Consider the following 17,117-nt stretch of genomic DNA (forward strand, 5'->3'; position numbering starts at 1 on the left):
CCTGCCCCCATGTGCGGCCCAGGCGCTCAACGGTGATGCTTGGCCCGTTGGGGAAGCGGAAGGAGGGCTTCCAGTGGTGTTTGGGCCGGAAGTTGACGTTGAAGGTGCCGTGCTCGGTGCAGGCCCGTTCCAGGTCTTTGAGGGTCTGCTGCAGGATGTGCGAGGGGGCGGCCCGCAGCCAGGTCTCTTCGGCCTTGGCCTGGGCCAGCTGTGTGGCTTGGAGGTGGTAGCCGCAGTAGGGGGCGGCATAGCCGCGCTTCCACCGGTCCACGAAGTGGCGGCGCTGGGCCAGGGCGGTGTTCCACACCGCCCGGCAGATATCGCCGTACTCGGCGCACTGGCCAGCCTGGGCGTCGGTGAGCGCCAGCCGGTACCGGAATCCCGTCAGCACAGCACACACCTCCCCTGTTGATCCTGGACAGGACCGTAGCCCGAGGGTGTGACATTTCTGCGCGGGGCGGTGATCCCCGCCCTGAAGGACGGGGTCTGCACCGCGAAGAACCTGATCAACATGCTCACCGGGAAGCTGTCCCTGCTGAAGTGACGAGGGCGCCCCGCCGCGGCCAACCGCGGCGGGGCGCCCCATGGCCCGGGAATGTGGTGTCGGTCAGATACCGAAGGGTGCCGGGTACTCGATGGTGCCGCGCGGGGTCTCGCGCGCCGGGTCCAGGGACAGTGCCATCATCGCCTCGTCCGGAACCTCCATCGGCGCCCGGACACCGAAACCGGAGGCCGGGGTGAAGCCGAACCTCGGGTAGTAACCGGGGTGGCCCAGGACCAGGACGAGGTTCTCGCCCATGGCACGGGCGGCTTCCAGCCCGGCACGGATGGCGGCCGAACCGGCCCCGGTGCCCTGGTGCTCGGGCAGGACCGCACACGGGGCCAGGGCCAGGGCCGGGTGGCCGTCGACGCGGCACCGGGTGTACAGGGCATGCCCGACCAGGTTGCCGTCGGTCGTCTCGGCGACCATGGACAGCCCGTCGATCCACGCTCCGGAGTCGGCCCGCAGGGCGTCGACCAGGTCGGCTTCCTCAGCGGTCTCGAACGCCGCCAGGTTGACCGCGCGCACGTCGGCGAGGTCGGCCCCGGTTTCGGGGCGGGTGGCCCAGTTGTTGCTCTGCGCAGTGGTGAAAGTCAAGGTGGAGACCCTTTGTTGACAGGGCCCGGCGGAAGTGACGCTCCAGGGACGCCCGCGCTGTGCAGGGGCGGGCGGGGTGCGCGTCAGGTCAGGCCGGGGCCCGGGTGGTGAGGACGGTGTGGGCGCTGCGCACGGCAGCTGCCTGCATCGCAGCCATCAACTCACTCTCCCTCGGTCTGAACGCGGCCGGACTCCGGCTTCGCGAGAGCCAACGCTAGCAGGCCGAACGGTGCTGCGGTACGCGAGGTGTGTCACGGCGGCGTTCACGCCAAGCGGAGGCTGAGCTGGGAGCCGTGTGCGCCAAAGCCCAGACCCAGGGCCACCCGGCGCGAGGCAGCCAGGCGGGCACGCCACTGCGGGAGGAGGTTCTCGGCCAGTGCATGGGCCGCGGCGGCGGAGGCGACCGGGCGGGCCAGCCCTTGGCCCCGGTGGTCGGGGGCGGTCAGCACGCACAGGTGAGCGGTGTCGGCGGGCCAGTGCCGGTACCCGGCCGCGGCGATGACTCGGGGCGCCCCGCCGGGAGCGGTTTGGTCGTAGATGGTGTGGGCCGGTGAGGTGATCTCGCCCAGGCCGCTCTCCCCCGCGTCCTCGGGGCCGACGGTTTCCAGGAGCGCGTGCAGGTCGGGGTGGCCGACGGGGAGTTCGGTTGGTCGGGGGGGGCTGCCACGGACCGAAAATCGGGCGGGGAGAGGTAGGCCAGCGTGGCCGGGCCGAGGCTGTCCCCGATCGGGAGCAGGGGCGTGAGCGCTTCCGGTTCGGTGTGTGCGGCGGGCTCGACCGAGGCCAAGGACCTGTGCAGGGCGTCGGCGAGCTCTTCGGTGGGGGCTGTGGCCAGGGTTGTGCCGTCCAGGTGGACGATCCCGCACCAGCCGGGCGGGCACATGCGGGAGTTCGGGGAGACGGCGACGGTCAGCGGTGCCCGGACTCGTGTGTCCGCCAGGTGTTCCCAGAGGGCGAGGGCTCGGATTGCGGTGTCGGCCATGGCAACGAAGGTGGCACGGTCTCCCCGCGGGCGCCAGCGCTTTGTGTCACGGGGGCGCGGTTGCCCAGGGGCAGACGATCCGGGGCAGCGCTGCCGTCCGGGGTGGACGGGGCGTGCCTTCTCCGGCGCCGAACGGGATTCGGTTTGGTGTGGCCACCATGCCTACTCGCGGGTAACATATGCATATGAGCCTTGACCACCCCGCCGAGGGTTACGAGTTCGACCAGGATACCCGGGTCGAGAAGCGAGCCGACGGCGAGTTCACAGCCACCCTCACCGACGGCTGGACCACGTTCACCTCGCACCCCAACGGCGGCTACGTCCTGGGGACGGCCGTCAACGCCCTGGGCCAGACCCTCGCCCAGCCCGACCCCCTCGTGGTGTCCGCCTTCTATCTGAGGCCCGCGGCCCCCGGTGAGGCCGTCATGCGCACCGAGACCATCCGCGAAGGCCGCCGCACCGCCACGGGCGCGGTCGTCCTGGAACAGGGCGGCAAGGAGATCGTGCGGGCCACCGCCACCTACGGCGACCTCAGCGCCGAGGGCCGGGAACTGCACCTGGAGGGCCCGCCGGACCTGCCCGCCCCGGAGGACTGCCTGGTCCCCGCGGAGTTCGCGGACAAGCCCGAGGGGCTGACCATCGCCCACCGCATCGAGTACCGCTACGCCAAGCGCCCCGAATGGCTGGACGGCAAGAAGGACGGCCACCCTCAGGTGGACTTCTGGATGCGCTTCGCCGACGGTCGCGACGCCGACGTGCACTCCCTGCCCGCCATGGTGGACTTCGCCGTGCCCGCGGTGCTGGAGATCGGCGAGTTCACCACCATCACGGTGGAGCTCACCACACACGTGCGCGGCAGGCCCGCGCCCGGCTGGCTGGCCTGCCGGGTCTCCACCAAGCACGTCTCCAACGGTTTCCACGAAGAAGACATGGAGATCTGGGACAGCCAGGGCCAGCTCGTCGCCCAGGCCCGCCAGCTCTCCATGCTGCTCTAGCACCGGTCCCGCACCCCGCCTCGTGCCGCCGCTCCCAGCTGAGCGGCGGCACGAGGCGTTTCTGGGTCTGCGCTAGCCCGGGTCCGCTTGGGCCAGGGCCAGCTCCGGATCGGGCACGGGCGCGGCTTCCTGGCCGTGCTGGAACACCCACGCCTGACCTGAGCGGCCGGAGGCGAGGATGCTGCGCACCGCTGCTGCCGCATCCGCCGGGGCGGCCACAGCCAGGCCCGCCTCCACCAGCGCGGAGCGAAAGGGCGCCACGAGCGGGGTGTCCACCAGCCCCGGACACAGCGCGTTGATACGGATCCCGTCGGCGGCGAGCAGCATCGACGCGGACCGGACCAGGCCGACGACCGCGTGCTTACTGGCCGCGTAGAAGGGGTCGGGTGAAGCGGTCAGGCCCGCCATGCTCGACGTCACGACCACCGAACCTCCGTCGGCCGCGCGCAGGTGCGGAAGCGCCGCTTGGAAACCGAAGACCACCCCGTCCAGGTTGACGCCCATGGTGGCCCGGTAGGCCTCCTCGGAGTAGTCGTCGATCCCGCACCGGCCGGGCACGCCCGCGTTCAGCGCCACCACGTCCAGCCGCCCGTGGGCTTCGACCACCGAGGCCACGGCCCGCTCGTTGTCCGCACGCCGGGAGACGTCGACGGGCACGAACCGGCCCCCGATCCGGGCGGCGACCTCGGCTCCGCGCTCCTCGTCGCGATCGGCCACGACCACGCGCAATCCCTGGGCGGCGAGGTCCTCGGCAATCGCCTCCCCGATCCCGCTCGCCGCTCCGGTGACCAGTGCGACCTGTGCATTCATGCTTTCCTCCTGGCTCAAGGCTGACTCGGGGCGGTTGGGATGCTGTTTCCGGTTGCCTCAGCTGGGCCCTCGATGCGCTCCAAGTGGACGCCGCGCATCCTCAGTCCGTGTCGGCCCAGCTGGGCACGCCCGTAGGAGCGCTGGAACAGAAAGATCAGGCCGAGGCTGAGCACGAGGAGCAGGTCGTCGAGCACGGGCACGAGGTCGATGGGCAGGGTCAGCGCCATCGTCACGCTCAACCCCGTGTACGCCAGGAACAACGTGCCCCACACGGCTGTCGACACCCGCAGAGCCCGCCGGAAGACCGCGGAGTCCTCCCAGTTGCCGTCCCACACACGCTGGTCCCGCGTGGTCAGGAAGACCCGGGTCACCGAGAACAGGAAGGGGCGCCGGGTGAGCAGTGTCGCCAGGATCCACAGGCCCATCGCCGCCGAGGCCCAGGCACTCCGCACCAACAGGGTGCGCGGACTTCCCGTGACGTAGGTCAGCGCGACCGTCAGGACCAGGGTGACCAGCACGAAGACCGACACCCCGTTGAGCCTGCGCTCTCTGATGGCGCCGTGCGCGATCCGCGCCGCCGGCAGCACCGCCGCCACCAGCAGGGCGGTGATCTGGTCGATCCCGAGTGCCCGGAGCCCGTAGAAGACCAGCAGGGGAAGGGCGAGTTCGAAGAAGAGGGTGACCGCCAGGGCGGCCTTGCTCCCCCGTCCGGCGGTCATGGTGTCTGCCCTGGCTCGGAGGGCTCTGCTGCTTCCGAGAGCTCTGCGCTCGCGGGGTCTCCCCCGGCGCGGGTGGCGAGGTCGATCGCGGCGGTCAGCTCCCGGGTGTAGGCGTCGAAGTCGAACGCGCTGTCCACTCGGCGGGCCGCCTCCTCGACCGCGCCGCGGATGAGTATTGCCATCGAGCGGGTGTCGAAGTCGCGGAACTCCCCGGTGCTCTGACCGTCGGCCAGCAGTTCGGCCAGCCCCTTGACCATGGGTTCCTGGGCGCTGTCGTGGTTGTGCGCCCGCCCCTCTTCATCGCGCAGGTGCGGGCCGATGGCGGTGAGCGCGGCCATCTCGCGCGGGTGCGCGCGCAGGAACTCGAGGTTGGCCTCCAGGTAGGCCCGCAGCCTGCTCCGGGCGGTGTCCTGGGCCTTGATCCGTTCCATGATGACGGTGGCGCCTTCGGTGATCACGTCCGTCACGATCTGGCGGACCAGGTCGTCCTTGCCCGCGAAGTGGTAGGAGATCATGCGCGGGCTGCTGAGCCCGGCGCGCTTGGTGATCTTGGCGAAGGAGGCGTGCTCGTAGCCCTCGTCCGCGATCACCTCGATTGCGGCCCGCACGATCTGTGCCCGGCGCGCCTCGTTTGTGACCGTGCGGCCCATCGTTCCCCGTTTCATCGCCGTAATTTATCTTATCAGATAAATATGTGTATAGACGAATAAACCTCGTGGGTCAACCGCGAGTTCCAGGGGCGTCGAACTGTCGGCACGGCCTGACGAGGGGGTGGGAACGAGCTCAGCTGTCGGACCCCAACCAGCGGTCGAACCAGGAACGGGTGCGGTCGAGCAGGTCGATCTGGTTCGCCCGGGTCTCGAGGCCGTGTCCCTCGCCCGGGTAGACCACGAACTCGTGCTCCACCCCGAAGTGGCGCAGGGCCCGGTGCAGGTAGACCGCCTGGCCCACGGGCACGTTGGTGTCCTCCTCCCCGTGCACGATGAGCACCGGGGTGGCGATGCGCGAGGCGAAAGCGATGGGGCTGACCGCGTCGTGCGGGTGCGGGCCCACACCCTCCCAGCCAACGCTCCCGCTCAGCCCCGCCTCGCTGGCGCCGTATTCGCCGGTGGCGGCCAGCATCCCCCAGTCGCTGACACCGGCTCCCACGACGGCCGCGCGGAACCGGTCGGTGTGCCCCACCGCCCAGGCCGCCATGGTCCCGCCGTGGCTCCACCCGCCGATTCCCAGCCGGTCGGGGTCGGTAACACCCCGCTCCACGAGGAGGTCGATGCCGTCGACGATGTCGTCCCACTCCCCCACTCCGAGCGCGCCCACGACCAGCTCGGCGAAGGCCCGCCCGTGCCCTTCGCCGCCGCGCGGGTTGGGCAGGAACACCGCGTACCCGCAGTGGGCCAGCCACTGGGCGGGTGCGTAAGGGCTCAGGGTGAATTGGTCCATATACCGGCCGTAGGGTCCCCCGTGCACCCAGGTGACCAGGGGGAAGGGGCCATCACCGGGGCCCGCGCCCGGCGGTGTCACCAGGAGCCCGTCGAGGGCGAGCCCGTCACGGGCCCGGTAGGACAGGCGTTCCTGCCTGCCCCAGTCGAAGCGGTCGAGCTCGGGCCGCAGATGCGTGAGCCGGGTGAGCGCGGTGGTCGGGGCTCCGGCATACACCTCCCTGGGGTGCGCGCAGGCAGCGGCCTGGGCCGCGACGTGGGAACCGGTGCGGTCCGAGGTCAGGGACTCCAGGCGCCCCGGCGAGCGCAGGAGACGGGTAAAGGCTCCAAGGCCCGGGTCCAGGCGGTGGATCTCGGTGTCGAGCCCGTGCGCGAACAGGGCCAGCGGGGGCCCCTGGTCCACCTGGGTGAGTTCACTGGGGCATCGGTCCAGGCCGCCGGTGAGGTTGGTGTGCTGTGTCCGGTCGTGGTCCGGGACCAGGTCGAAGACGGCCTGGCCGCCGTCGGGGCCCGGGTCCATCGCCAGGTAGGACAGGTGCCAGCGGTGGCCGTCGTGCCACCAGGCCGGTGAGTGGGCGTCCCAGCCGAGCGGGCCCAGATCCCTGACCTGCCCGGTGGCCGGATCCACCAGGTGCAGGTCCCAGCGGGGACGGACGGGGTCGCGTTCGGGCCCCGGCTGGGTGGTCACCGCCAGGGCCGCGCCGTCGGGACGCGCGGCCACTTCCAGTACGTGCCGCTCGCCCAGCCCGGTGACCGGGCGCTGGCGGCCGGTGCCGGTGTCGAGCAGGGTCAGCCGGTCGTGGGGGGCGGCCTGACCCCACACCCGTGGTGCGCTCCCCCGCCGGTCGGGATCGCTCACCACCAGTGCCACCGTCGCGTGGTCAGGCAGCGGAAGGTGGTCCGCCACCCCGCCTTCGGTGGTGGTCAGCACTCGGTGTCCGGATCCGTCGGTATTGATCCGGTGCAGCTGGGGTGCGCCCCGCTCCCCGGCTTCTGTGTGGTCGGAGAGGAAGTACAGGTGCTGGGAGTCCGGATCCCAGCGTGGCCGGTGGTGTGCGGCGTCGCCTCCGGTGAGCCGCCGGGGTGCGGTGGCGCGGTCGCGGTCGGCGATCCACAGTGTGCTCACCGGGCGCGCACAGGTGCGGGTGAGGGCGGTGACGGCGTAGGCCACCCGGCGCCCATCGGGGGACAGGGCCGGGCCCAGCGGAACAAGCCCGTCGGTGACGGTCTCGGCGGTCAGGTGTGGTGCGGTCAGAGCTCGGCCTTTCGTCGCCACGTGGAGCAGGAAGGGAACTAGGGGGTGAACAAAGTACGCCGGAAAGCGGCAATGGGCTGCTGAACGAGCCTGATCTTGGATCTGGCGCTGGCCCTGGCCTAGGACCGCCGCCGCGACATCGTCCGCAAGACCTGCAACGGCCTGGAGTCGGCCGCCAGGGCCGGACGCAAGGGCGACCGGCCCCGCGTGGTCGACGCCGACAAACGCCGCGCGATCCTGGCCCGCCGCGCTGAGGGCCAGTCTCTGCGCGAGATCGCCTGCGGGGTCGGGGTGAGCCTGGCCGTGGTGCACGGCGAGGTCAAAGCAGCGGAGAACGACCCCGAGCCGCAGTAGCTCAGCTACCTGGCGACCTGGCCATTGCCCCTTGTGGCGTTGTGCAAGCGGCTTTCGGCCGTCTCACTTGACCGGTGACGGCAAGTGTCACGCCTGAACGGTGGGGCGAACGTTGATCTCGCCGATCTCGACGTCGCTGGGCTGCTCGATGGCGAAGGCCACGGCGCGGGCGACCGCCGCCGGAGGGATGCCCACCGCGTCCATGTTCTTGCGCGTCTGCTCGCGGATGTACGGATCTGCCATGGAGTCGGCGAGATCGGTGCGGATGTATCCCGGCGAGATGGCTGTCGTGCGCACCACCCCGTCGGTGGACTCACTGCGCAGCCCCTCGTGGACGGTGCGCACCGCGTTCTTGGTCGCGGCGTAGACAGCCATCAAGGGGGACGCGCCGGACAGGCCGGCCACGGAGACGATACTCACCAGGTGGCCCGATCCTTGCTCGCGGAAGGCTGGCAGCGCGGCGGCGACGCCGTTGAGCATGCCGTGAAGGTTGACATCGATCATGGCCGACCAACTCTCGGTGTCGAGGTCGGCCAACGGACTGATCGGGGCGATGCCGGCGTTGTTGACCAGTACGTCGGTACGGCCGTACTGGTCGATGGTGGTGGCGACCAGGCGCTGTAGGTCCTCGGCCTTGGTGACGTCGACGACGCACGTGGCGGCACGGCCGCCCTGTTCCCGGACCTCCTGCGCTATGGCGTCGATGCGCTCGCTGCGGCGCGCTGCGAGGACGACCGTAGCGCCGCACTGGGCGAGTAGCCGGGCCGTGGCTTCGCCGATGCCGCCACTGGCTCCGGTGATAGCGACGATCTTGCCGTGAAGAGAGAGCACTACTGCCTCCAAGTAAAGTGGACACGTGTCCGATGCGTTGCCAGCCTTCCGGACACGTGTCCACTTGTCACAGGCGGAACATCGGGAGAGGACCATGAGCACGCCAGCACGCCGTCCGGATGCGGTGCGGAACCGGACCCGCATCGTTGAGGCTGCCCGCGCAGCCCTCGCCGAGTCCCACCACGTCCACCTCAACGAGATCGCCAAGCGCGCCGGTGTAGGACAGGGAACGCTCTACCGGAACTTCCCCAACCGCGAAGCGCTCCTCGCCGAGGTCTACCGGCGCGACGTCGAAGAACTCGTGACCGCCGCCTCCGCTCTACTGGAGGCACACGAGCCCGTGGAAGCCCTGCGTCACTGGCTCGACCGAGTGATCGACTACGCCGAGATCAAGTACGGCGTCCTGGCAGCGCTCGAGCCGGCAGCGTGGCAAGACCTTGTCGCCCACAGCCAGAACCCCATCGAAGACGCCCTCGGCCACCTGCTGAACGCCGGGAAAGCAGCCGGTTCCATCCGCACGGACGTGGACGCCCGCGGGGTCCTCCTGCTCATCGCCTACCTCGGCCGACTGGACCGAGATGAATGGGAAGCAACAGCACGGCCTCTGATGAACGTCATCGTCGAGGGCCTTCGTCGACAGGACGCGGACCGGCGAGGGCAGCAAACCCCGAAGGCATCCTGAACAGCAACCGCAGCATCACCACAGAGCAGAGAAGAGACGTCGACTCCGCCACCGAGCGGTGTCAGTCTTGGTCCGCACCCCAACTAGGGAGCGGCGCGAAAGTGTGTGGTCAGGCCGCCGTCCTCGGCCAGGACATGGAAGGCCACACCCGGGGGCTGGCCGCGGTCGACGCGCTGTTCGCCCTCCCACGGCATGCGCAGCGTCCACGTCACGCCCGGGGCGAGGACCATGGGGCGCCCCGCGAACTGGCCCGCCGCGCCGGTGTGGGCGTGCCCGGCGAGGACACCCACGACGTTGGGGTGGGCGTCGAGCAGTGCGGTCAGGTCGTGGGGATTGCCCAGCGTGGACGCGTCGGGCAGTGGGTGGTGGACCCGGCTGGGCGGGTGGTGCATGGCGAGCAGGATCGGGGTGTCCGGCTGGTCGGAGAGGGTTGCGTGCTGTTGGCGTGTGCATAGGTGGATTTCAGTGAATCTCTGCGCCTGTCTGTGTGGACTGTTAAGTTGTTGGTTGTCTGGCCGGTGAGAGTCAAGCGGTCGGGCGCCCACATCCTGCGGCGGCAGGTGAAACACGCCTTTCTATCCGGGTCTTGGGCCTGGCGTCGTCGGGAGCGGCTCGGAGACGGAAAACTGCACGTGGAGCGGGCATAAGACCGGGCCTTGCCGGGCAGTCCGCTGCGAAGCGTGAACCCATGACCCAGTTCTTCGGGGCCGGGTACGGGACTTTCGCCCAGGAATGGTGCGATTCGTTGACGGATGTAGAAACGTCAGCGAGCGGCACACGGTGGAGCATCGATCGGCGCTGGCGAGCACGGTCCGGCACGACGGGTCTGGGGGTGTCGCCGACGACCTGGCCACGGTCACGGGCGCGGCCGAGTGGGTGCACGGCCACGTCGATGCCGGGGTCGAGGTGGACGAGGAGCTCCGGGGGCGCCTTGTCGGGCTGCGTGCGGCGGGGCGGGCCCTCTTCGCGAGGGCGGTCAGGCCCGGGCCGCCCAGCCCTGCCGACGCCGAGCGCCTTCTCCCCTCGGGGCGAGCACTGGAGCGGCTGAACACCGACGCCGCCCTGGTGCCGGTCCGCCCTGAGCTGTCCTGGCCCGAGGACGGTCCTTCCGTCGGCCCGGTCGTGGAGCTCGTGGCCGGCCGGGCCGAGACCGGCGACCGGCTCGTCGCCGCCTTGGCGCGCGCGGCCGTGGCTTTCCTGGCCGGGCCCGACCGCGAACGCCTGCGCTCCTGCACGGCCCCGCGCTGTGTGCGCTATTTCGTCCAGGAGCACGGTCGCCAGCGGTGGTGCGGGACCTCGTGCGGAAACCGTGCTCGCGCGGCCCGCCACTACGCGCGGCACGGCGTTCCCCGGGATTGAGCGGGCCGAGCAGGTCAATCCCGGATCGGACCGTCAGACCTCGGTTTCGGTGCGTTTGACCAGGCGTTCGTGGCGTTGGCGGGCGGCCTGGGAGGTGCCCAGTCCCAGGCCGAAGGCCAGCTCCTGCCAGGTCATGCCGCGGCCTTTGGCCATGGTGAGCAGGCCCGCCTCCATCTGGTCGAACTCGGCGCGCGCCCACGGCACCAGGGTCAGTGCCGCGGTCAGGTCCGCCTGGTCGATGCCGGGTGCGTCCTCGGCGGGGACGGCGCTGCCCGCGGCCAGGTCCGAGACGCGCCGGATGGCGTCGTGGGGCTGCATGGGCATCCGGCGTTCCTGCCAGCGCAGGAGGTCCTCGCCGACGGCATGCCGTTCGGTGATGCGGACGAGTGCTTCGTGTGCGCGCTGGCGGCGGGACTGTTCGGGGTCGGGCTGGGTGAACGGGTCGGTTGCAGTCATTCCTTCAGCATGCGGTGTCAACTGATCATTGTCAACGATTTGATGTAAACAGAATGTTCATTCCCCTGTTTCCGTCCTCAGCGTCCGGTGCGCGCCGCCCGCACCGCCCGGGCTGTGCGCCCCCGCCACAGCACGCCCTGCTTGGGCGAGAACACGTAGGCCAGGGTGAACGCGCTCGCCTGGGCCAACACGATGCAGCCGCCGGTGGACACGTTCAGGTGGAAGCTGGTGAACACTCCCACCACGGCCGCGACGAAGGCCACTGCCGCCGAGATCACCAGCATCCGCTCGAACCGGTCGGTGAGCAGGTAGGCAGTGGCGCCCGGGATGATCACCATGGCCACGACCAGGATGATCCCCACCGCTTGCAGAGCGACCACCACCGTCACCGACAGCAGCCCCAGCAGCAGGGTCTCCAACAGGCGAGGGTTGATGCCGATGGCGTGCGCGTGGACCGGGTCGAAGGCGTACATGGTCAGGTCGCGGTGCTTGAACAAGACCACGGCCAACACCACGCCGGCCAGGAGCAACACCTGGAGGATGTCGCCGTCGGAGACCCCCAGGACGTTGCCGAACAGGATGTGCGTCAGGTCGGTCTGGCTGGGCACCCGCGAGATCAGCACCAGGCCCAGGGCGAACATGGCGGTGAAGACCACGCCGATCACCGCGTCCTCCTTGACCCGGGAGGTGCGGTTGACCACCCCGATCAGCGCCACCGAACCGGCCCCGAACACCAGGGCGCCCAGCGCGAAGGGCATCCCGAACATGTACGAGAGCACCACCCCGGGCAGCACCGCGTGCGAGACCGCGTCACCCATCAGAGACCAGCCCACCAGGGTCATCCAGCACGACAGCACCGCGCACACCACGCCCGCCACCACGCTCACCAACAGTGCGCGCTGGACGAACTCGAACTGCATCGGGACCGTGAACCACTCCACGAGCGCGATCAGGGCGTCCACGAGGCTCCCTCCTCGCTGGGGTGGATGCCGAACGCCTCGAGGAGGACGTCCGGTTCCAGTACTTCCCGGGGTGTGCCGTGTGCGATCACGCGGCGCTGCAACAGCACCGCCTCGTCGCACAGGGCCGGAACCTGGGCCAGGTCGTGGGTGGACACCAGCAGGGTGTGTCCGGCCCGGCGCAACTGCAGGAGCAGATCAGTGATGGTGGCCTCCGAGCGCTTGTCCACCCCGGCAAAGGGCTCGTCCAGGAGCAGCACGTCGGCCTCCTGGGCGATGGCGCGCGCGACGAAGGCGCGTTTGCGCTGGCCTCCGGAGAGCGCGCCGATCTGGCGGTCGGCGAGCTCGGTGAGGCCGGTGCGCTCCAAGGCGTGTTGGACGGCCTCGCGGTCGACGGGTCGGGGTCTGCGCCTGCCCCGCATGCGGCCGTAGCGGCCCATCATGACCACGTCGCGCACGCGGACGGGGAAGGCCCAGTCCACCTGTTCGGACTGGGGGACGTAGGCGACCAGGCCTTTGCGGCGGGCGGCGGTGTTGCCCAGGCCCAGAATCCGGGCCCGGCCGCGGTCGAGGGGGACCAGCCCGAGCACGGTCTTGAACAGGGTGGACTTGCCCGAGCCGTTCATGCCGAGCAGGCCGCACACGCGGCCGTGCTCCACGGACAGGCTCACGTCGTCCAGGGCGAGGACGTCGCCGTAGCGGACGGTGGCCGCGTTGACCTCGATGGCCGCTGTCACGTCGGCTCCTTCCCTCAGTCGCCGTTCAGGCCGGTGACGATGGCCTCCGCGTCGTGGCGGAGCAGGTCGAGGTAGGTGGGAACGGGGCCGTCGGCCTCGGACAGGGAGTCCACGTAGAGGGTCTCGCCCATGACCGCGTCGGTCTCGCGGATCACGGACTGCTGGGCGCTGTCGTTGACGGTGCTCTCGCAGAACACCGAGGGCACGTCGTTGTCCCTGACGAACTCGGAAACGTCGGCGATCTGCTGGGGGGTGCCCTCGCGCTCGGCGTTGACCGGCCACAGGTACTGCTCGACCAGGTCGGCGTCGCGGGCCAGGTAGGAGAAGGCGCCCTCGCAGGTAACCAGGGCACGAGAGGTTTCGGATACCTCGGCGAGCTCCTCCTCCAGGAAGGCGCCGACCTCGGCGACCTCCTCCTTGTAGGCCTCGGCGGCCTCGGTGAACTCCTCCTCACCCTCGGGGTCGAGTTCGGTGAGGGCGTCGCGGATGTTGTCGACGTAGACCAGGGCGTTGTCGGGAGACATCCAGGCGTGCGGGTTGGGTTCGCCCTCGTAATCGCCGGAGGCGACGGGGATGGTGTCGATGCCCTCGGTCAGGACGGCGGTGGGGGCGTCCACGCGTTCGGTGAACTGTTGGAACCATTCCTCCAGCCCCAGGCCGTTCTCCAGGATGAGGTCCGCGTCCTGGCCGCGCACCAGGTCGTCGGGGGTGGGCTCGTAGCCGTGGATTTCGGCACCGGGCCGGGTCAGCGAGGCGACGTCCACGCGGTCGGCGGCCACGTTCTCGGCCATGTCGGCGATGACGGTGAAGGTGGTCAGCACGAGGGGGCGCTCGTCGTCGCTCTGGGTGGCGTCGGAGGTGGCGGAGCAGGCGGTGAGGGCGAGGGCCATTCCGGCGGCGGGGAGCGCCGTCGACCAGGTCTTTGGGGTGAGCCCATCTCTAAAGTTCGGCACGCCTAACTTTTTATCACAACCCGGCCAAACTGCACATCCGGACTCTGTGGATTTCGGGCCTTGCAGCAATTACAGCTGTTGCAGTCATGACTGCAACAGCTGTAATCTGACCTCATGAGCGAACCGACCGAAGCTGAACTGGCCTTCGTGGACGAGGTCGCGGTGTTCTTCGAGCGCGAGGGACTCCCCCTGATCTCCGGACGGGTCATCGGCTGGCTGCTGATCAGCGACCCGCCCGAGCAGAGCGCTGCCCGCCTGGCCGAGGTACTCCAGGTCAGCCGGAGTTCCATCAGCACCGCCACCCGCATGCTCACCCCCAACGGCCTGGTCGAAGGGGTGCGTAAACGCGGCGAACGACAGGAGTACTTCCGCATCGCCGCCGACGGCTGGAGCCGCATGCTGGAGCGCCGCTACGCCCTGGCCACCAGCTTCCGCCAGGTCACCGAGCGCGGTCTCAAGGTCATGGAGGACGCCTCCCCCGAACGCCGCGAGCGGCTGGCCAACGTCCACGAGCTCTACGGGTTCCTGGAGACCGAACTGCCCGCCATGCTCCAGCGCTGGCGGGACCAACGAGAGGACGACCGTTGACCACCGACACCGGATTCAACCGCGAACACGTCCCGATGCCCGAGGGCCGACTCAGCGTCATCGTCGAGGGACCCGCACAGGCCCCGCCGGTGCTGTTGCTCAGCGGAGCCGGGGTGGACAGTGCCACATTGAGCTGGCGCCACCTCATCCCCGACCTGGCCAAGGACCACCGGGTCATCGCCCTGGACTGGCCCAAACAAGGCAGAAGCACCCCATGGGAGGGCGTAGCCGACCACCCGGTCCTACAACGCTGTGTGATCGCGGCCCTGGACCACTACGGCATCGAACGGGCCGCCGTCGTGGGCCTGTCCCAGGGCGGGGCCCTGACCCTGGCCACCGCCATCGACCACCCCGACCGGGTGGAACGGATCGTGCCCATAGCCCCTGGGGGCATTCTGGCCTTCCCGCCCGTGGCCCACCAGTTCCTGTGGCTCAGCGCCAAGAGCCGCCTGCTCAACACCACACTGCCCGCGATGATGTTCAGCAGTAGGCGCCGGGTGGAGTCCTTCCTCGCCAAAGGGCTCTTCCCCACTCCCGCACCCGATCAGGAACAGGTCATCGACGAGCTCATGGTGGAGGTGGAGACCAACGGCGCCAGCTCCTCGGACTGGCAGAACAACTCGATCGGCTTCTGGCGCATGAACGTGGACCTGCGTCCGCGACTGGGCCAGATCAGCTGCCCTGCACTGTTCATCCAGGGCGACAAGGACGTCGGCGTACGGCCCATGAACACCGTCAGAGCCGCCAAGGCGGTCCCCGGCGCCCGCATCGAACTGCTCGCCGGACACGGCCACTGGCCCAACCGCCAGTCCCCCGACAAGGTCAACCGCCTGGTGCGCGACTTCCTCACCGAACCCAGCCCCTGACGCCGCGGCCCCGGTCCGCGGCCACCCCAACAGAGCGCAACAATCCCGTTCCGGGCAGGACAAACACCTACCCGGTACACACCAAGAGCTCTAGAATCGCCACACAGTTCACTTCCAGTGCGGGGCGGCACCCGCGACCGCCGCGCACGCCGAAGTTCACGTTCGCGGGCCGCCACGGCCCTCATCGCCCAGGGGGTCCCATGGAGGCCGAGACACATCGGATGCTGGGCGACCGCTACCAGCTGCTGACCGAGATCGGCCGGGGCGGCATGGGCCGTGTCTGGCGGGCCCACGACATCCAACTCAACCGCACGGTAGCGATCAAGGAGATCCTGCTGGGTCCGGGGCTGGGCGAGGAGGAGCGCGCCCGCGCCGCCGACCGCGCCAGGCGCGAGGCGCAGGCCACCGCCATGGGCCAGCACCCCAACATCGTCACCGTCCACGACATCGTCGAGGACGACGGACGCCCGTGGCTCGTCATGGAGCTGCTCAGCGGGACCTCCCTGTACAACCTCGTGGCGGAGCAGGGGCCACGCCGCCCCGACCAGGCCGCCTCACTGGGCCTGGACCTGCTCAGCGCACTGGACACCGCCCACCACAGCGGTATCACCCACCGCGACGTCAAACCCGAGAACGTCATGGTCACCGAGACCGGCAGGGTGGTACTCACCGATTTCGGCATCGCCACCATCGCCGACACCACCGGGACCACCCAGACCGCGGGCGTGGTGGGATCGCCCGCCTACCTGGCCCCCGAACGGCTGGCGACGAGCCCGGCCACCCCCGCAAGCGACCTCTGGTCCCTGGGCGCGACCCTCTACCACGCCGCCACCGGCACCTCGCCGTTCCACCGCCCGGGCATACCCGCGACCCTGCACGCCATCACCACCGCCGAACCGGACCAGACGCTGCCCGGCCCCCTGGGAGAGGCGGTCCGCGGGCTGCTGGCCAAGAACCCGGACCAGCGCATCGTGGCCGAGCACTGCCGGGAGCTGCTCACCGCGGCCGCCTCCGGCGCCACGGCTACACCGTCCGCGCCCACCGCCCACCTGCCCGGCGGGGTCCCCATCCCGGCGCCGACCTCGACCACCGAGAACGTCTCCGGTGCGCCCACCACCGCCTACACCCTGGCTCAGACCGGCGGGACAACGCCCCACCCCGCCGCGGTCTCGAACCCACCGCTCCCACCGCCGGTGACCCCCTACCCGCCAGCGGGCGCCGCGCAGGCGCCCGGACGCACTGGCGGGCTGTCCTGGCCCCTGGTGGCACTGACCCTGGGGCTGGCCTCGATCCTCGTGGTGGCGGGCCTCCTCGTGTACTCCCCCTGGGACAGCGGTCCTGAGACAGCCCTGATCGGAAGCGAGGACCCCGGGGCGGGTGCCGCGGAAGAACAAGACCCCGCGGAGGAAGCAGAGGAACAGGACGCGGCCCCGGAGGAAGGCGAGGAGGACCCGGCCCCGGGCAGCCCCGCCGACTCCGAACAGGCCGAGGAGGACTCCGACCCCGCCGAACCGGGCATGAACTGGACCCAGGACGCCGAGGGGTTCGCGGTCCTGGTACCCGACGGCTGGACCCGCAGAGCCGAGGGAAGCGGGATCTTCTACGACGCCCCCGACAACACCAGCTACCTGCAGATCGACATGACCGCCCACCCCACCGACGACGAGTACGAGCACGTCCAAGACCAGCACGAGGGCGCACCCTCCCGAATGGGCGGCTACGACCTGGTCCGCATCGACGACGTCACCGGCCAGACCGGCTTCCACTCCGCCGCTGACTGGGAGTTCACCTGGGTCCAAGACGGAACCGACCGCCACGTGCTGGCCCGCAACATCACCGTCACACCGGGGGCGCACTACACCGTCGCCTGGGCCAGCAACGCCACCGACTGGGCCGACCAGGGCGCTTGGCGCACGGCCGCCCTGGAGTCCTTCGAACCCGCCTGACCCGGCTGCAACGAGAGCACCGCCACGAATCAGCCGTTCCGGCCTCGC

21 protein-coding genes are annotated in these 17,117 nt (G+C 70.2%); 7 read left to right on the plus strand and 14 right to left on the minus strand.

Features of this window, described 5'->3' with window-relative positions; genetic code table 11:
• The 4 genes from ACYVDG_RS13720 to ACYVDG_RS13735 form a co-directional block, all read right to left on the minus strand.
• Positions 1 to 391: helix-turn-helix domain-containing protein (locus ACYVDG_RS13720; protein ID WP_460750980.1), on the minus strand; the 391-nt coding region annotated here is incomplete at its 3' end.
• 216 nt (positions 392 to 607) lie between these two features.
• Entirely contained in the window at positions 608 to 1,138 is a 531-nt protein-coding gene (locus ACYVDG_RS13725; RefSeq protein WP_460750984.1) for a GNAT family N-acetyltransferase, read from the minus strand.
• Positions 1,139 to 1,401: 263 nt separating this feature from the next.
• Positions 1,402 to 1,587, minus strand: coding sequence for a GNAT family N-acetyltransferase (locus ACYVDG_RS13730; protein WP_460750987.1), 186 nt, complete (start codon positions 1,585 to 1,587; stop codon positions 1,402 to 1,404).
• Positions 1,581 to 2,120 carry a hypothetical protein gene (locus tag ACYVDG_RS13735; protein WP_460750990.1) on the minus strand — a complete coding sequence of 180 codons (540 nt, stop codon included), beginning with the start codon at positions 2,118 to 2,120 and terminating at the stop codon, positions 1,581 to 1,583. Before ACYVDG_RS13735 ends, ACYVDG_RS13730 begins: the two co-directional genes overlap by 7 nt.
• A gap of 185 nt (positions 2,121 to 2,305) precedes the next feature.
• Between ACYVDG_RS13735 and ACYVDG_RS13740 the strand changes: the two genes are divergently transcribed.
• Positions 2,306 to 3,115 (plus strand): thioesterase family protein, encoded by an 810-nt coding sequence (locus ACYVDG_RS13740; protein ID WP_460750993.1) that lies wholly within the window; start codon positions 2,306 to 2,308, stop codon positions 3,113 to 3,115.
• Positions 3,116 to 3,187: 72 nt separating this feature from the next.
• Here ACYVDG_RS13740 and ACYVDG_RS13745 read toward each other — a convergent pair whose 3' ends face one another.
• From ACYVDG_RS13745 to ACYVDG_RS13760, 4 genes are all read right to left on the minus strand, one after another.
• Complete coding sequence (locus tag ACYVDG_RS13745; RefSeq protein WP_460750997.1) at positions 3,188 to 3,925, minus strand: SDR family NAD(P)-dependent oxidoreductase; 738 nt, start codon at positions 3,923 to 3,925, stop codon at positions 3,188 to 3,190.
• Positions 3,926 to 3,939: 14 nt separating this feature from the next.
• Positions 3,940 to 4,644, minus strand: a complete 705-nt coding sequence (locus ACYVDG_RS13750) for a VC0807 family protein (RefSeq protein WP_460751001.1) — start codon at positions 4,642 to 4,644, stop codon at positions 3,940 to 3,942.
• Positions 4,641 to 5,309: a TetR/AcrR family transcriptional regulator gene (locus ACYVDG_RS13755; protein WP_460751004.1), complete on the minus strand. Its 669-nt coding sequence runs from the start codon at positions 5,307 to 5,309 to the stop codon at positions 4,641 to 4,643. The genes ACYVDG_RS13750 and ACYVDG_RS13755 overlap by 4 nt, the downstream gene beginning before the upstream one ends.
• Before the next feature lie 118 nt (positions 5,310 to 5,427).
• The gene (locus ACYVDG_RS13760) at positions 5,428 to 7,359 is read right to left on the minus strand and encodes a S9 family peptidase (RefSeq protein ID WP_460751008.1); all 1,932 of its coding nucleotides are present in this window, start codon (positions 7,357 to 7,359) and stop codon (positions 5,428 to 5,430) included.
• Between the two features lie 186 nt (positions 7,360 to 7,545).
• On the opposite strand from ACYVDG_RS13760, the gene ACYVDG_RS13765 reads away from it, so the two are divergent.
• Entirely contained in the window at positions 7,546 to 7,692 is a 147-nt protein-coding gene (locus ACYVDG_RS13765) for a helix-turn-helix domain-containing protein (RefSeq protein WP_460751011.1), read from the plus strand.
• 87 nt (positions 7,693 to 7,779) lie between these two features.
• Here the strand turns inward: ACYVDG_RS13765 and ACYVDG_RS13770 are convergent, their stop codons facing one another.
• Positions 7,780 to 8,523: an SDR family oxidoreductase gene (locus tag ACYVDG_RS13770; protein ID WP_460751016.1), complete on the minus strand. Its 744-nt coding sequence runs from the start codon at positions 8,521 to 8,523 to the stop codon at positions 7,780 to 7,782.
• 94 nt (positions 8,524 to 8,617) lie between these two features.
• Between ACYVDG_RS13770 and ACYVDG_RS13775 the strand changes: the two genes are divergently transcribed.
• A complete protein-coding gene (locus ACYVDG_RS13775) occupies positions 8,618 to 9,205 on the plus strand; it encodes a TetR/AcrR family transcriptional regulator (protein ID WP_460751019.1) in 588 nt (195 codons plus the stop codon).
• An 83-nt stretch (positions 9,206 to 9,288) separates the two neighbouring features.
• On the opposite strand, the gene ACYVDG_RS13780 is transcribed toward ACYVDG_RS13775, so the two are convergent.
• On the minus strand, positions 9,289 to 9,597 hold the full coding sequence (locus ACYVDG_RS13780; protein ID WP_460751024.1) for a metallophosphoesterase family protein: 309 nt from the start codon (positions 9,595 to 9,597) through the stop codon (positions 9,289 to 9,291).
• Positions 9,598 to 9,937: 340 nt separating this feature from the next.
• Between ACYVDG_RS13780 and ACYVDG_RS13785 the strand changes: the two genes are divergently transcribed.
• Positions 9,938 to 10,564 carry a CGNR zinc finger domain-containing protein gene (locus ACYVDG_RS13785; protein WP_460751027.1) on the plus strand — a complete coding sequence of 209 codons (627 nt, stop codon included), beginning with the start codon at positions 9,938 to 9,940 and terminating at the stop codon, positions 10,562 to 10,564.
• 33 nt (positions 10,565 to 10,597) lie between these two features.
• Here ACYVDG_RS13785 and ACYVDG_RS13790 read toward each other — a convergent pair whose 3' ends face one another.
• From ACYVDG_RS13790 to ACYVDG_RS13805, 4 genes are all read right to left on the minus strand, one after another.
• A complete protein-coding gene (locus ACYVDG_RS13790; RefSeq protein WP_460751030.1) occupies positions 10,598 to 11,020 on the minus strand; it encodes a DNA-binding protein in 423 nt (140 codons plus the stop codon).
• Positions 11,021 to 11,097: 77 nt separating this feature from the next.
• A complete protein-coding gene (locus ACYVDG_RS13795) occupies positions 11,098 to 11,982 on the minus strand; it encodes a metal ABC transporter permease (protein WP_460751033.1) in 885 nt (294 codons plus the stop codon).
• Entirely contained in the window at positions 11,970 to 12,716 is a 747-nt protein-coding gene (locus tag ACYVDG_RS13800) for a metal ABC transporter ATP-binding protein (protein ID WP_460751036.1), read from the minus strand. The genes ACYVDG_RS13795 and ACYVDG_RS13800 overlap by 13 nt, the downstream gene beginning before the upstream one ends.
• 14 nt (positions 12,717 to 12,730) lie before the next feature.
• A complete protein-coding gene (locus ACYVDG_RS13805; protein ID WP_460751039.1) occupies positions 12,731 to 13,669 on the minus strand; it encodes a metal ABC transporter substrate-binding protein in 939 nt (312 codons plus the stop codon).
• Between the two features lie 114 nt (positions 13,670 to 13,783).
• Between ACYVDG_RS13805 and ACYVDG_RS13810 the strand changes: the two genes are divergently transcribed.
• The 3 genes from ACYVDG_RS13810 to ACYVDG_RS13820 all read left to right on the plus strand — a co-directional run bounded on the left by ACYVDG_RS13810 (position 13,784) and on the right by ACYVDG_RS13820 (position 17,069).
• Complete coding sequence (locus tag ACYVDG_RS13810) at positions 13,784 to 14,257, plus strand: GbsR/MarR family transcriptional regulator (protein ID WP_460751042.1); 474 nt, start codon at positions 13,784 to 13,786, stop codon at positions 14,255 to 14,257.
• Positions 14,254 to 15,123, plus strand: a complete 870-nt coding sequence (locus tag ACYVDG_RS13815) for an alpha/beta fold hydrolase (RefSeq protein ID WP_460751045.1) — start codon at positions 14,254 to 14,256, stop codon at positions 15,121 to 15,123. Before ACYVDG_RS13810 ends, ACYVDG_RS13815 begins: the two co-directional genes overlap by 4 nt.
• Before the next feature lie 200 nt (positions 15,124 to 15,323).
• Complete coding sequence (locus ACYVDG_RS13820; protein ID WP_460751049.1) at positions 15,324 to 17,069, plus strand: serine/threonine-protein kinase; 1,746 nt, start codon at positions 15,324 to 15,326, stop codon at positions 17,067 to 17,069.
• Positions 17,070 to 17,117: the final 48 nt, after the last annotated feature.

Source organism: Nocardiopsis oceani (assembly GCF_054777395.1).

Excerpts from the sequence above, each read along its gene's own strand:
- ACYVDG_RS13735 (WP_460750990.1), bottom strand. The coding sequence starts at position 2,120 with ATGGCCGACACCGCAATCCGAGCCCTCGCCCTCTGGGAACACCTGGCG.
- ACYVDG_RS13740 (WP_460750993.1), top strand. The coding sequence starts at position 2,306 with ATGAGCCTTGACCACCCCGCCGAGGGTTACGAGTTCGACCAGGATACC.
- ACYVDG_RS13745 (WP_460750997.1), bottom strand. The coding sequence starts at position 3,925 with ATGAATGCACAGGTCGCACTGGTCACCGGAGCGGCGAGCGGGATCGGG.
- ACYVDG_RS13750 (WP_460751001.1), bottom strand. The coding sequence starts at position 4,644 with ATGACCGCCGGACGGGGGAGCAAGGCCGCCCTGGCGGTCACCCTCTTC.
- ACYVDG_RS13755 (WP_460751004.1), bottom strand. The coding sequence starts at position 5,309 with ATGAAACGGGGAACGATGGGCCGCACGGTCACAAACGAGGCGCGCCGG.
- ACYVDG_RS13775 (WP_460751019.1), top strand. The coding sequence starts at position 8,618 with ATGAGCACGCCAGCACGCCGTCCGGATGCGGTGCGGAACCGGACCCGC.
- ACYVDG_RS13780 (WP_460751024.1), bottom strand. The coding sequence starts at position 9,597 with ATGCACCACCCGCCCAGCCGGGTCCACCACCCACTGCCCGACGCGTCC.
- ACYVDG_RS13785 (WP_460751027.1), top strand. The coding sequence starts at position 9,938 with ATGGTGCGATTCGTTGACGGATGTAGAAACGTCAGCGAGCGGCACACG.
- ACYVDG_RS13790 (WP_460751030.1), bottom strand. The coding sequence starts at position 11,020 with ATGACTGCAACCGACCCGTTCACCCAGCCCGACCCCGAACAGTCCCGC.
- ACYVDG_RS13810 (WP_460751042.1), top strand. The coding sequence starts at position 13,784 with ATGAGCGAACCGACCGAAGCTGAACTGGCCTTCGTGGACGAGGTCGCG.
- ACYVDG_RS13820 (WP_460751049.1), top strand. The coding sequence starts at position 15,324 with ATGGAGGCCGAGACACATCGGATGCTGGGCGACCGCTACCAGCTGCTG.